Origin of the sequence: Aeromonas sp. s10 (assembly GCF_040907975.1) — a bacterium.
Classification (GTDB): Bacteria; Pseudomonadota; Gammaproteobacteria; order Enterobacterales; family Aeromonadaceae; genus Aeromonas; species Aeromonas caviae.
Genome location: NZ_JBFOCV010000006.1, coordinates 75,600 through 87,968, shown reverse-complemented (window position 1 = coordinate 87,968; position 12,369 = coordinate 75,600). Strand labels below are relative to the sequence as shown.

Annotated in this window: 16 protein-coding genes and 5 tRNA genes; 5 read left to right on the top strand and 16 right to left on the bottom strand. The window is 62.6% G+C overall.

Going from position 1 to position 12,369, the window contains the following annotated elements; all coding sequences use genetic code 11:
• Positions 1-25 precede the first annotated feature (25 nt).
• The 7 genes from AB5Y59_RS01025 to AB5Y59_RS00995 all read right to left on the bottom strand — a co-directional run bounded on the left by AB5Y59_RS01025 (position 26) and on the right by AB5Y59_RS00995 (position 2,530).
• A tRNA-Val gene (locus AB5Y59_RS01025) sits at positions 26-102 on the bottom strand.
• 39 nt (positions 103-141) lie between these two features.
• Positions 142-218, bottom strand: a tRNA-Val gene (locus tag AB5Y59_RS01020).
• 121 nt (positions 219-339) lie between these two features.
• Positions 340-416, bottom strand: a tRNA-Val gene (locus AB5Y59_RS01015).
• A 17-nt stretch (positions 417-433) separates the two neighbouring features.
• Positions 434-510, bottom strand: a tRNA-Val gene (locus AB5Y59_RS01010).
• Positions 511-521: 11 nt separating this feature from the next.
• Positions 522-598, bottom strand: a tRNA-Val gene (locus AB5Y59_RS01005).
• 194 nt (positions 599-792) lie between these two features.
• Positions 793-2,172 carry an MATE family efflux transporter gene (locus AB5Y59_RS01000; protein WP_048208689.1) on the bottom strand — a complete coding sequence of 460 codons (1,380 nt, stop codon included), beginning with the start codon at positions 2,170-2,172 and terminating at the stop codon, positions 793-795.
• Between the two features lie 151 nt (positions 2,173-2,323).
• The gene (locus AB5Y59_RS00995; protein WP_010674629.1) at positions 2,324-2,530 is read right to left on the bottom strand and encodes a YaeP family protein; all 207 of its coding nucleotides are present in this window, start codon (positions 2,528-2,530) and stop codon (positions 2,324-2,326) included.
• Between the two features lie 133 nt (positions 2,531-2,663).
• Between AB5Y59_RS00995 and AB5Y59_RS00990 the strand changes: the two genes are divergently transcribed.
• Entirely contained in the window at positions 2,664-3,275 is a 612-nt protein-coding gene (locus AB5Y59_RS00990) for a riboflavin synthase (RefSeq protein ID WP_010674630.1), read from the top strand.
• Positions 3,276-3,377: 102 nt separating this feature from the next.
• Complete coding sequence (locus AB5Y59_RS00985) at positions 3,378-3,668, top strand: YciI family protein (RefSeq protein ID WP_029314482.1); 291 nt, start codon at positions 3,378-3,380, stop codon at positions 3,666-3,668.
• A gap of 78 nt (positions 3,669-3,746) precedes the next feature.
• On the opposite strand, the gene AB5Y59_RS00980 is transcribed toward AB5Y59_RS00985, so the two are convergent.
• From AB5Y59_RS00980 to AB5Y59_RS00965, 4 genes are all read right to left on the bottom strand, one after another.
• Positions 3,747-3,950, bottom strand: a complete 204-nt coding sequence (locus AB5Y59_RS00980; protein ID WP_005336871.1) for a CPXCG motif-containing cysteine-rich protein — start codon at positions 3,948-3,950, stop codon at positions 3,747-3,749.
• Between the two features lie 136 nt (positions 3,951-4,086).
• A complete protein-coding gene (gene hxpB / locus AB5Y59_RS00975) occupies positions 4,087-4,746 on the bottom strand; it encodes a hexitol phosphatase HxpB (RefSeq protein ID WP_010674632.1) in 660 nt (219 codons plus the stop codon).
• A gap of 128 nt (positions 4,747-4,874) precedes the next feature.
• On the bottom strand, positions 4,875-6,053 hold the full coding sequence (gene purT, locus AB5Y59_RS00970; RefSeq protein ID WP_041211381.1) for a formate-dependent phosphoribosylglycinamide formyltransferase: 1,179 nt from the start codon (positions 6,051-6,053) through the stop codon (positions 4,875-4,877).
• Positions 6,054-6,126: 73 nt separating this feature from the next.
• Complete coding sequence (locus tag AB5Y59_RS00965; protein ID WP_041211382.1) at positions 6,127-7,017, bottom strand: DMT family transporter; 891 nt, start codon at positions 7,015-7,017, stop codon at positions 6,127-6,129.
• A gap of 226 nt (positions 7,018-7,243) precedes the next feature.
• Here AB5Y59_RS00965 and AB5Y59_RS00960 point away from each other — a divergent pair, with 226 nt between their 5' ends.
• Positions 7,244-7,831, top strand: a complete 588-nt coding sequence (locus AB5Y59_RS00960) for an FMN-dependent NADH-azoreductase (protein WP_010674635.1) — start codon at positions 7,244-7,246, stop codon at positions 7,829-7,831.
• Positions 7,832-7,926: 95 nt separating this feature from the next.
• Here the strand turns inward: AB5Y59_RS00960 and AB5Y59_RS00955 are convergent, their stop codons facing one another.
• From AB5Y59_RS00955 to AB5Y59_RS00940, 4 genes are all read right to left on the bottom strand, one after another.
• Complete coding sequence (locus AB5Y59_RS00955) at positions 7,927-8,106, bottom strand: hypothetical protein (RefSeq protein WP_010674636.1); 180 nt, start codon at positions 8,104-8,106, stop codon at positions 7,927-7,929.
• 161 nt (positions 8,107-8,267) lie between these two features.
• Positions 8,268-8,456, bottom strand: a complete 189-nt coding sequence (locus AB5Y59_RS00950; protein ID WP_043155974.1) for a DUF4250 domain-containing protein — start codon at positions 8,454-8,456, stop codon at positions 8,268-8,270.
• A complete protein-coding gene (locus tag AB5Y59_RS00945; protein ID WP_010674639.1) occupies positions 8,453-8,923 on the bottom strand; it encodes a MarR family winged helix-turn-helix transcriptional regulator in 471 nt (156 codons plus the stop codon). Before AB5Y59_RS00945 ends, AB5Y59_RS00950 begins: the two co-directional genes overlap by 4 nt.
• A gap of 150 nt (positions 8,924-9,073) precedes the next feature.
• The gene (locus AB5Y59_RS00940) at positions 9,074-10,306 is read right to left on the bottom strand and encodes a UPF0149 family protein (RefSeq protein WP_268452837.1); all 1,233 of its coding nucleotides are present in this window, start codon (positions 10,304-10,306) and stop codon (positions 9,074-9,076) included.
• Positions 10,307-10,576: 270 nt separating this feature from the next.
• Here AB5Y59_RS00940 and AB5Y59_RS00935 point away from each other — a divergent pair, with 270 nt between their 5' ends.
• Positions 10,577-11,446 (top strand): S1 RNA-binding domain-containing protein, encoded by an 870-nt coding sequence (locus AB5Y59_RS00935; RefSeq protein ID WP_042014378.1) that lies wholly within the window; start codon positions 10,577-10,579, stop codon positions 11,444-11,446.
• A 1-nt stretch (position 11,447) separates the two neighbouring features.
• Entirely contained in the window at positions 11,448-11,759 is a 312-nt protein-coding gene (locus AB5Y59_RS00930) for a DUF1289 domain-containing protein (RefSeq protein ID WP_042863822.1), read from the top strand.
• Between the two features lie 45 nt (positions 11,760-11,804).
• On the opposite strand, the gene AB5Y59_RS00925 is transcribed toward AB5Y59_RS00930, so the two are convergent.
• A complete protein-coding gene (locus AB5Y59_RS00925; protein ID WP_010674643.1) occupies positions 11,805-12,128 on the bottom strand; it encodes an HI1450 family dsDNA-mimic protein in 324 nt (107 codons plus the stop codon).
• Positions 12,129-12,369 lie beyond the last annotated feature (241 nt).

Genomic DNA, 12,369 nt, shown 5'->3' with positions numbered 1-12,369 from the left:
CGCTATCAAGCGGGCTTTTCAAATCTGGTGCGTCCTAGTGGATTCGAACCACCGACCCCCACCATGTCAAGGTGATGCTCTAACCAGCTGAGCTAAGGACGCAGGGTGCGCAAGGCGACTTTGTGTGTCATTGCAGGGGAGTGGTGGGTTTAATTGGATTCGAACCAACGACCCCTACCATGTCAAGGTAGTGCTCTAACCAACTGAGCTATAAACCCACATCTGTGTTCAACCGGATTCGAACCAACGACATTGCCTACGCCATGTCAAAGTACTGTTCTAACCGACTGAGCTATAAACCCGTATCAAATTCATATCTGCAATTTATTCAAACTGTTATGGTGCGTCCTAGTGGATTCGAACCACCGACCCCCACCATGTCAAGGTGATGCTCTAACCAGCTGAGCTAAGGACGCATAACAGGGTTTCGTGATGGTGCGTCCTAGTGGATTCGAACCACCGACCCCCACCATGTCAAGGTGGTGCTCTAACCAGCTGAGCTAAGGACGCATCACGAAAAGTGGTGGGTTTAATTGGATTCGAACCAACGACCCCTACCATGTCAAGGTAGTGCTCTAACCAACTGAGCTATAAACCCACTTCATAAACCGGGCTGAAGACCCGTTTTATCCCGCCAGCACTGCTGGCGTGGTCGGCATACTACCCATGGCCCCCAAGGCTGTCAACAAGGGACATGCACAAAGGAGACTGTTTGCCCAGTTCTTGTGCAGCCTGTTGATTTTACAGGCGAGCCGCCCCAAAAGTGCGGCTCCCCGTGCCCCTGGCCGCGCCCTATTGCGTCCGGGAGAGGGCGGTGCAGGCCGCGGGGCTGGCGAAGCGGCCGTAGATGACGCGCAGCCGTGCGCCCAGCATCAGGGCGGCGGAGGTGAGACCGACGATGAAGCCTATCCAGAAGCCCTGCGGGCCCATGCGCGGTACCACCCAGTCGGTCAGCCCCAGGATCATGCCGGTGGGCAGACCCAGCCCCCAATAGGCGACGATGGTGACGTAGAAGATGGCCTGGGTGTCCTTGTAACCGCGCAGAGCCGCCGCGGCCACCACCTGCACCGAGTCGGAGATCTGGTAGATGGCGGCGAAGAAGAGCAGGGTGGCGGCGAGGCCGATCACCTGCAGGTCGTCGGTGTAGATCCCCGCGATGGGGTCGCGCAGCAGCACGGTGAGGGCGGCGGTTGCGGCGGCGACTCCCATGCCCAGCATCAGGCCGGTGCGGGCGGCGACCCTGGCCTGATCCGGTTGACCTTCCCCTATGTTGTGACCGACCCGGATGGTCACGCCGACACCGATGGAGAGGGGCAGCATGAAGACCAGGCTGGAGAAGTTGAGCGCAATCTGGTGACTCGCCACCGTCTCCGCGCCGAAGGGTGCCAGCATCAGGGCCACCACGGTAAACAGAGTCACCTCGCAGAAGATGGCCATGGCGATGGGAAACCCCAGGCGGAACAGGCGCCAGATCCGGCTGCCGTTGGGGCGTGCCAGTTGGGCGAACAGGTTGATGCGCTTGAAATGGGCAGAGCACTTCACATAGACGATCATCGCCAGCAGCATGGCCCAGAGCACGATGGCAGTGGCCACGCCGCAGCCGACGCCGCCGAGTTTCGGCATGCCAAAGTGGCCGTGAATGAAGATGTAGTTGGCGGGGATGTTGACCGCAAGCCCCACGAAACCGATCACCATGGTCGGCATGGTGTGGGAGAGCCCCTCACTGAAGTTGCGCAGCACCTGGAACATCACGAAGGCGGGCAGGCCCCACAGGATGGCGTGCAGGTAGCCGGCAGTCTTGGCCGCCATGACGGGATCCACGTCCATGAACTGCAGTGCCAGGGGGCTGAAGTAGAGTGCCACCATGGCGATGGGCGTGACGATGAGGGCGAGCCAGAAGCCCTGGTGCACGGCGGGGCGCACCTCGTCCTGCTTGCGGGCGCCGTTGAGCTGGGAAACGATGGGGGTGAGGGCCATGATGATGCCCTGCACCAGCAAGATGATCGGCAGCCAGAAGCTGGACGCCACCGACACGGCGGCAAGATCCACGGCGCTCACCTGTCCCGCCATCACGGTATCGACGAAGTTCATGGCGATCTGGGCCACCTGGGCGACCAGAATGGGGCTGGCTAGACGAACGAGCTGCTTCGCCTCGGACCAATAACGTTGCACTGACACCTCCGAGTGGATCAGATAAAAGAGAAAGAGCGGGCAAGAGAGATGGGCTTTTGCCTCCTCGTCCTGAGGAGACAAAATGCGGGGGTGTCATTCTAGCCTGAAAAACCGCCAACGGGGAAGGTCGGCGGCAGATTTGTAGCCGGGATCAGGCGTCTTCGTGATCGCTGATCAGCAGGTTGGCCGCGGCATAGGCCGCCTGCTCGCGCAGATCCGCCGGTACCCGCTCGTCGGAGGCCACGGCGTTGAGCGCCCGTATGCTGGCGGCGATGGCCTGGGGCACATAACCCTGCTCACCGGAGCCAATCTGGTTGTAGGCGATGCGAATGGCTTCACAGCATTGATATACCTGCATTTTTGTTTCCTCGTTCAGTCTGGATTGATTGGGGTCACTATAGCGATCGCGCCTCTCCTTGTCAGCCGGCACCCTTGTCTTGCAAGGTGGCCGGGGGTAACCTGCCGACAATTTTCACAGCCTGGAGAGACTCATGTTCACCGGCATCGTACAAGGGACCGCCGAACTGGTGGCCATCGATTCACTGCCCAATTTTCGCACCCACGTGATCCGCATGCCGAGCCCGGCCTGGGGCGAGGGGCTGGCCCTGGGGGCCTCGGTGGCCCACAACGGCTGCTGCCTGACCGTCACCCGGGTGGAGGGGGATCTGGTCAGCTTCGATCTGATGCAGGAGACTCTGCGCCTCACCAACCTTGGGCAACTGGTGGTGGGTGACAAGGTCAACGTGGAGCGGGCCGCCCGCTTTGGGGACGAGATTGGCGGTCACGCCATGTCCGGCCACATCATGGGGACGGCCGAGGTGACCTCGGTCATCGACACCCCCAACAACCGCCAGGTGTGGTATCGCCTCGATCCTGCGCTCATGAAGTACGTGCTGACCAAGGGCTACATCGGCATCGACGGCATCAGCCTCACCGTGGGCGAGGTGCGCGCCAGGGAGTTCTGCGTCAACCTGATCCCCGAGACCCTGGCCCGGACCAACCTGGGCTGGGTCAAGGCCGGCTGGCAGACCAACATCGAGATTGACCCCCAGACCCAGGCCATCGTCGACACGGTGGAGCGGGTGCTGGCGGCGCGCCAGTAACCACCTGAGCGCTGCCCCCAGGGTTCGAAGAGGAGGGCGGCATCACGGGAAAGGCGCCCTCTTGTGGCAGAGGCGCCGCCCCAGAGCCTTGGAGACTTCTCTATGTTTGTCGTGACATTGACCTATGTGAAACCGCTGGCGGAGATTGATGCCCTGATCCCGGCCCACATTGCGTGGCTGGAGCGGCAGTATGCCGCAGGCCATTTTCTGGCGTCCGGGCGTCGGGTACCCCGAGTCGGGGGCGTCATACTGGCGCAGGGAGTGAGCCGAGACGCCCTGGAGGCGATGCTGGCAGAGGATCCCTTCAAGCAGGCAGAGGCGGCTGATTATCAGGTGGTGGAGTTTGTTCCGACCATGACGTCGGCGAAGGCGGCGTGCTTGAGGGAGGCGTGATCCAGCCTGACGATGGCACCAGAACAAACGGGACCCACAGGGTCCCGTTTGTTTTTGTCTGTGTCTGGACAGGGGGATTCAGAACAGCTGCTCGTCGTCGGCATCCACGAAGAGTTGCAGGCAGTCGCGGGCTTCATCCCGGTGCAGCCGCAGGTGGATGGGGTTGCAGCAGGCCATGCAATCTTCGTAGAACTCCTGATCCCCCTGGCTGGCATCCAGCTCGACCCGGGTGTGGTGGCCGCAGTGGGGGCAGACGATACGCTTGCTGGTGTATTCGATCATGGTGACCTCCTCGGGCCCGTGGGCCGTCTCTGTGCTCCTGCTGATTCTAGTCGCCACAGGGCGGCGCAACCGCGAGCAAGCGCACGTTTATGAGCGGGCTCAAGGGAGGCAGGAGGTCAGTCCGCCAGGGTGTTGCCTACTTGACCCAGCCGGCCAGCATCTCTGCGTTCAGCTCGGCAAGAGAGCGCAGCTCGTGGTTGGCGATGGCCAGACGGGGATCGCCGACCAGCGCCGGGTCCGGCACGATCAGCGCCGTCATGGAGGCTGCCTTGGCCGCCAGCAGGCCGGTGAAGCTGTCCTCAATGGCGAGACAGTGCACAGGCTCGACGCCGAGCTTCTCGGCGGCGTGGATATAGACATCCGGGTGGGGTTTGCCAAAGCGCTCCACCTCGGCGGAGTGGACCGCCATGAAACGGTCCTGGATGCCGAGTTTGCCGAGCACCGCCTCGACCATGGCAAACGGGGAGGAGGTGGCGAGCCCGATCTTGAGCCCTTGGGCCTCGATGAGGTCGAGCGCTTCCAGCACCCCGGCCTTGGGCTGTCCCTCTTGCAGGATGAGTGCGATCACCTGATCCAGAATGCGCTGTACCACCTCTTCCTGGCTGGGGCTGCTCCAGGGGCGGATCCGGTACCAGTGGGCCACCAGCTGATCGATGCGCACCCCTATGGTGGAGTTGCAGTCCTCCTCGGTGTGGAAGTGGCCCAGTTCGGCGAAGACGGCCATCTGTGCCCGTTGCCAGAAGGGTTCCGAGTCGATCAGAACACCATCCATATCGAAGATCACGGCAGTTAACATCTTGTACTCCTGACATAGGTGAAGGGGGGATTATAAGCCCGGTGCTTCAATGGGAAAGGGGCAGTCACCTGCCCCTTGCGCCGGATCACGCAGATAAACGTTTGTTTTTGCGTGGTAAAGCGGAGTGCCTAGAACAGTACTTCTACCCGGGCTGCCACCGTCTTGGCCTGCTCCACGGCTTCCTGGCAATCCTGCCCACGGGCGAGCGCCACCCCGAGGCGACGACGACCGGCGATCTCCGGCTTGCCAAAGAGACGCAACTGGGCACCGGGCACCAGGGCCAGTGCCTCGCCAATCCCCTGATAGCGGATATCCTGGCTGTGGCCTTCCCGCAGCACCACGGCAGAGGCGCTCGGGCCGTACTGGGTGATGGTGCCGACGGGCAGCCCCAGGATGGCGCGCACGTGCAGGGCGAACTCGGAGAGATCCTGGGAGATCAGGGTCACCATGCCGGTGTCGTGGGGGCGGGGGGAGACTTCGCTGAACCACACCTCGTCACCCCTGATGAAGAGCTCGACCCCGAACAGACCGTAGCCGCCAAGGGCTTCAACCACCTTGGCCGCCACCTCCTTGGAGCGGGCCAGGGCCAGCTCGCTCATGGCCTGGGGCTGCCAGGATTCGCGGTAGTCGCCATCCTCCTGACGATGGCCGATAGGCTCGCAGAAGTGGATGCCATCGACGGCGCGCACCGTGAGCAGGGTGATCTCGTACTCGAAAGGAACGAAGCCTTCGACAATCACCTTGCCACGACCGGCACGGCCCCCCTCCTGGGCATAGGTCCAGCTTTCATCCAGCCTGGCGAGGTCGCGCAGCAGGCTCTGCCCCTTGCCGGAGGAGCTCATCACCGGTTTTACCACGCAGGGCAAGCCGATGGCCTCGACGGCGGCCACAAACTCCTCCTTGCTCTGGGCAAAGCGGTAGGCAGAGGTGGGCAGCCCCAGGGTTTCGGCGGCGAGGCGACGGATCCCCTCCCGGTTCATGGTGAGCTGGGTGGCGCGGGCATTGGGCACCACCTTGACCCCTTCCTGCTCGAGGGCGGCCAGGGTGTCGGTGGCGATGGCTTCAATCTCGGGGATGATGAGGTCGGGCTTGACCTCGGCCACCAGGGCGCGCAGGGCGGCGCCATCCAGCATGTCCAGCACGCGGGCCTGGTGGGCCACCTGCATGGCGGGGGCGTTGGCATAGCGGTCGGCGGCGATCACCTCGATACCGAGCCGCTGCAGCTCGATGGCGACCTCCTTGCCGAGTTCGCCTGATCCCAGCAGCAGGGCGCGGGTCGCAGTGGGGCGGGTGGCGGTTCCAAACATCTGATCTCTCCTGAGGTCGGTGGTCAGCAGGGCTGATCCGGGTGAGCAAAAAAAGAGGCACGCATGGCGTACCTCAGGAAGTGGGTGGGTGGGCGCGCTGCTCCAGATGGGTGAGCAGGGTGATGGCGCCGATGATGATGGCCGCCCCCAGCCACAAGCGACCGGGGGGCGCCCAGCCAAATACCAGCCAGCCGGCCAGCACGTTCATGGGCAGCTTGGCAAAATCGAAAGGTTGCACGAAGGAGGCCTCCGCCACGCTGTAGGCGCGGGCGATGGACATCTGGGCCAGTGCCGACAGTACGCCCGAGGCGGCCACCAGCAGCCACTGGGTTTCGCTCGGCCACTGCCATTCAGGGATCGCCAGCATGGCGTTGAACGGGGTGCTGAAGACGAGCAGGTAGACGACGATGGTGTGGGACGACTCGCTGGCCGCCTGATAGCGCACCAGCAAGGAGTAGCCTGCCCAGAAGAGGGCGGCCGCCACCGGCAGCAGGGAGGCCAGGGTGAAGTCGTCGGTCCAGGGAGCCAGGATCAGCATGGCGCCCACAAACCCCGCCAGGGTCGCGAGAATGCGGGCCCGGCTCACCTGCTCTTTGAGAAAGAGGGCTGATCCCAGGGTGGCAAACAGGGGGGAGGTCATCAAGAGCGCGATCCCCTGCCAGATGGGGACGGGGACCGCCAGGGCCCAGAGCCAGAACTGGATGCCGGTCACCGCCAGGGCGACCCGCAGCAGGTGCAGGCGCAGCTGGTTCGTCATCAGGGACTGGCGCAGACCGTGGCGCACCAGCCAGGGCAGCAGGCAGACCAGGGCGATCAGATATTGGTGAAAGGCGACCTGGGTCGAGGGAAGGCCGAGCGTGAAGCTGACATACTGGCTCAGGCTGTTGACGGCGGCGAAGCAGAGGCCTGCCACCATCATCCAGACGGCGCCGGCAAAGGGGGAGTGCCTGCGGGAGGAGGTCATGAGATCCGGATCACGTACAAAAAGTGCGGCGGATCATAACGGCAATCGTTTGTCATGCCAAGGGTGCGGAGTTTGATGAGCCCCTCTCTGCCGAGGAAATGCACAGACATCAAATTTTTTGAATGACTTGAGCATCTATTTTCGCTATCAGGCTTTAATGCCAGTCTTTATAGTGACCTCCATCGACAGCCTGGCTGTTCAATTGACAATCAAATGGAGTTTCACCATGGCCAATATCCTCGTTCTGAAGTCCAGCATCCTGGGCCAGTATTCCCAATCCAACGCCCTGATCGACGGCTACCTGGCCGAGCGCCAGGGTGACACCATCCAGGTACGCGATCTGGCGACCCTGAACCTGCCGGTGCTGGACGGCGAGCTGGCCATGGGCCTGCGTGGTGGCGAGAACCTGAACGAGCGTCAGCAAGCGGTGCTGGCCCAGTCCGACGAGCTGGTCGCCGAGCTCAAGGCGAGCGATCTGGTGATCATCGCGGCCCCCATGTACAACTTCAACATCCCGACCCAGCTGAAAAACTGGATCGATCTGGTGGCCCGTGCCGGCGTGACCTTCCGTTACACCGAGACCGGTCCGGTCGGCCTGGTGGAGAACACCCGCGCCCTGGTGGTCAGCCCCCGTGGCGGCATGCACGTGGGCAATGCCACCGACCTGGTGACCCCCTACATGCGTACCGTGCTGGGCTTCATCGGCATCACCGAAGTGGACTTCATCTATGCCGAAGGCATGGGCATGGGTCCGGAGGCGCAAGCCAAGGGGATCGAGCAGGCCAAGGAGCAGCTGGAAACCCTGGCTTACTGATGCGACTCGGGGCCTTGGCCCCCAGTATCCTGAAACAACAACGCAGCCCTCGGGCTGCGTTGTTGTTTTTGCGCAGGCATCACGCTCTGGCGTCGTTATTCGCGCAGGAAGTGGCGGCAGCCGCTGCCGACCATCAGAAAGACCGCCACCAGGGAGGCCAGCAGCAGGGTGGTGAGCCACTGCTCGGCGCTGTTGGGGACCTGGGGGAGGAAGAGGCTGATCACCAGCAATGTGCAGAGGGTGATCAGGCTGGTTGGTCGAATGAGGCGCATCATGGGTCATCCTTGGCTGCGGGTGGTGAACAAGAGGCTAACCGCGGTCTGTGACAACAAGATGTATCCATACCTCTTGCGAACATCAACTGACCGGGTAGCCACCACCTTAGCAGCTTTTGCCGACGGAGCCAGCGGCATGGGTCGGGTTGTGATCCGGATCCCTATCTGAACTGCTTCTGATCTTCCTGATAGTGGAAATCGCCGCTGGCCAGCCTGGCGACCAGGGCCTCCTTGTCGAGATCCTGCGCCCGGCAAAGATCATCGAGATCCTCGTAGTGATCACGCAGCTGCATGTTGACCAGGCTCAGCAGCATGTTGACATCCATGGTGGCAAAGTTGTTCAGCTTCATGAGGGTTGCTCGTTGTCCAGCAGGTGAAGTTGTTCGATGGCATCGCTGACGCTCTGCAGGTGCAGGCGAATGCTCTGGCGCGCCTCGGCCGGCAGATAGTCGGTGAGGGTGTGCTGCCAGCTTCCCGCCTCCGTCTTGAGCTGCTGGAACAGGGTGAGCCCCGCCGGGGTGAAGGAGACCAGGCTGATGCGCTTGTCCTGCACGCTGTTCTCGGTGAACAGGATGCCTTTCTCCACCAGACGATGGATCTCGCGGGAGATCCGTACCTTGTCCATGCCGCTCGCCTCCACCAGTTCCTTCTGGCTGATGGGGTAGTGGGGGCCGAGCACCATCATCAGGCGCCACTGGGGCACGGTGAGTTGGTACCGCTGCTGATAAAACTGTTCAAAGGTATCGCGCACCATCTCAGCGGCGTGAACCAGCTGATAAGGAGGGTAGTGCGCGAGCAGCTCAATGATCTTCGACATATGACATCCTGCTGTGGCGGCTGCATCGGGTGCAGTTTCTCTTGATACTTTGGCCTTGATGATACGTAACACAGGGGCATTTGTCTGACCAGTCACCAGAAAAATGTGCGTTTGCGCACGTGTTCTGTCATCGAATCGGCAATTGGGGTCTCAACTGGCCTGCTTGCCCGCACTCTTTCGCAGCCATATCAAGGCGTTGTGGGTCAGCCAGGCCTCGCGACTCTGCAAGGCGTAGAGCGCCGCCTCGTCACGGCTGCCTCCCTGCCAGCGGCGAGGCTCCTGCTTGGGCAAGCGGCGCTGGCCCAGCAAAGTGGCGGGCACATGGGGATTGACCTCCATTGCCGCCGCCAGATGAGGGCGCGCCGCCGCTTCCCCTTCGCAGACAAAGCTCATCAAGGCCTTGTTGTAGAGCAGCCAGCAGGAGGCTTCATCAAAGCGCACCAGCAGTTGTTGCAGGGCATCCCATTCCCCTTGCCAGGCATATAGGGTGGAGAGGGGGTGGCGGCAAGCGGGCTCGTCGGCGCGACAGAGGGCGAGCAGGGCCAGGTACTCATCCCGTGCCTGCCCAAGCTGTCCAAGTCGCAGCAGGCAATCGGCTCGACCGGCCCTGGCCGCGATCAGAGGGCGTGCCTCGGGGACCTGCCAGCCATGGCCCGCGTGGGCTTGCCAGAATGCCTCATCGAACAGGAGGTTGGCATCGGCAATGATGCGCTCGAACCAGCCAAGGCGAGCGAGGGGATCGCGGCTCCCTGCCGCCAGCTCGAACCACTGCTGCCACTGGCGAGTCTGCTCGTTGTCCAGGGACGGGCTCTCTTCAGGCTCGGCCTCGTAGTGATCCTGGCCGAGCAGGAGGTTGAGGGCCGTCTTCATCTGCTGGCGTTGACGCTTGCAAAAATCGAGGAAGGGGAGCTCGCTGGCCGCAGCCTGGTGCAGCATCATGGCCATGGGCTTGTCGCGAAACAGGCAGAGCTCGGCCACCAGGCTGAAGCGATGGCGGGTCGCCGGATCGTTCAGGTCGGTCGGCGCCGGCCAGCAGGCTACCCCCTGACTGAAGCCATAGCTCCATTGGCCCAGAGGATGGCGCTTGTCAAACACCTGCTCCGGGTTGTCGGTAGAGAGGCGACACTGGCTCGGCAGGGCTAGCTGCGCGTCGTCGGCCTGGGCTTCCAGCTCGGCGATCAGGTGATGCAGCGCCTCGGCACTCTTCTCGTCCAGCGCCGTATCATGAGGCAGCAGGCCGGCCAGCGGATCTTGCCAGTCGGGGGCTACGGGCCCCGTCAGACGGGCGCACAGGAAGCCGTGCAGGGCGGGGTAACTCATCTCCTGCTGGCTGTGGGTCTGGATCCATTGATTGAGATGACGGGTTCGAGTGGCTGGGTTCATCGACGCTTCCTCTGGATTTGACGGCCGCGAAGTCTACCTAAAAGTGGGGTTATTTGCAGCAAAGGGGGAACTGAATGCTGCTAATATCGTCAATCTGGCCGCCCGGGAGCGGGAAAAGAGGTCAGACACAGGGGGAGGGGCTAGGTCCTGCTGCCGCTCTGGGGTAACATGCGCGCCTGCATGACATAAATCGGCCCCGTCCTCTCTCATCCGACGGAGGCGATGCACCTCTATATGACGGGTCTTCCATGAGATGGGCCCATCCGGATATTGAAAGAAGAGATCACCATGTTACAGATTGGCAAGATGAACACCCTGACCGTCGTCGAGATCGAGGAGCGCGGCGCCTGGCTGGCGGCGGGGGAATACGGCGAGCTGCTGCTGCCCAGGCGCCAGTTGCCGGAAGGCGTCGCCGAGGAGAGCGAGGTGTCCGTCTTCCTCTATCTGGATGCGGATTGCGAGCCGGTGATCACCACCGACAAGCCCTTCGCCATGGTGGGGGACATCGTCGGTCTCAAGGTGGTCAACGCCAACAAGATTGGTGCCTTCCTCGACTGGGGCATGAAAAAGGATCTCTTCGTACCAAGCCGCGAGCAGAACAAGCCGATGCAGGTGGGCCATGTCTATCTGGTGCACCTGATGCTGGACAACGAAGGGCGCATGGTCGGCACCAGCCGTCTGGAGCGCTTCCTGCGCATCGACCCTCCTTTCAAGAGCGGTGACGAGGTGACGGTGCTGCCGGGGGAGCACACCCCCCTTGGCATCAAGGCCGTGGTCAATGGCCAGTACGCCGGCATGCTGTTCAAGAACGAGGTGTTCGGCCGCGTGATGACGGGCCGACCGCTGACCGCCTGGGTCAAGCAGGTGCGCGAAGATGGCAAGCTGGACCTGACCCTGCAAAAGCCGGGGCTGGCCCGGATGGATGACGCCGGTGCGCGCATCCTGCTGCGCCTGCAAAAGCAGGGGGGCAGCCTTGCGGTGGGAGACAAGAGCGATCCTGACGTCATCTACAAGATGTTCAGCATGAGCAAGGGCACCTTCAAGAAAGCGATCGGCGGCCTCTACAAGCAGGGCAAGATCGTCATCGAGGAGCACAGCATCCGCCTCGTGGGCTCCGACACGCCGGCAGGGGACGAATAAGGTGCCGAGTCCCTGCATCGGTGACTGCCGGGCCAAGGAGGGGCTCTGTCTCGGCTGTGGCCGCACCCTGACCGAGATAGGCCAGTGGTCCGTCATGGACAGCGAGGCCCAGCTGGCCCGCATGGCCGAGCTCGATGGCTCGAAGAGCACCCATGCCTGCCCGGGCTGCGGCGAGCCGGCGTTCTGCGCCGTGTCGGCGGGGGAACCCATCGAGCGCTGCTGGTGCAGCCAGCTTCCCGCGCTGCCCATGAGCGATGCCAGCGCCTGCTGGTGTCGCCGCTGTCTGGCCAAGGCCATCGCGGCACGCCCCTGACTCGGGCATCGCAAAAAACGAAAAAGGCGCCTGGGGCGCCTTTTCTTATGCCTGTTGCTGGCGGTGCCAGCGGATATGCACGTCGTGCTCGCTCTGATCCCGTGGGAGGAGGAAGGTGGCGTAGATCACCTCGAACTCGTCCTGATGATCCAGCAAGCCGACCCAGACCTCGGCCCAACGTGCCATGTCCACCGGCTCGCCGAGTTCGGTCGACCAGTCGGCATTGGGCAGGGTTGCCTCCACCGCGCCACGTTGCTCGAACTCGAGGGTGATGTCGACGATTTGTTCGGGGGCCAGCATGTCGGCGGCCTGCTCCAGAAACTGATCATAGGCCCACTCGACCAGCTGATCCGGGCTACGTTGTTCCATGAAATCACTCCAGATACGTCCAGGTTCGCCACTTTAACAAGTATTGGGATGGGCAGCCAGCCCGGGGGCGGTGACGCCGTGCTGTCAAATGGCGGGATCAGGGGATAAGGTTAACAGAGCCGCCAGCAGGGCGGCGTGACGGGGCGGCCTGGCAAGATGAAGCGACGACAGTACAGAAGGCAGATCAAGCGGCGGCGCGAAACCTGGTGGTGGCACTATCTGCCCCTTCATCGGGAAACCG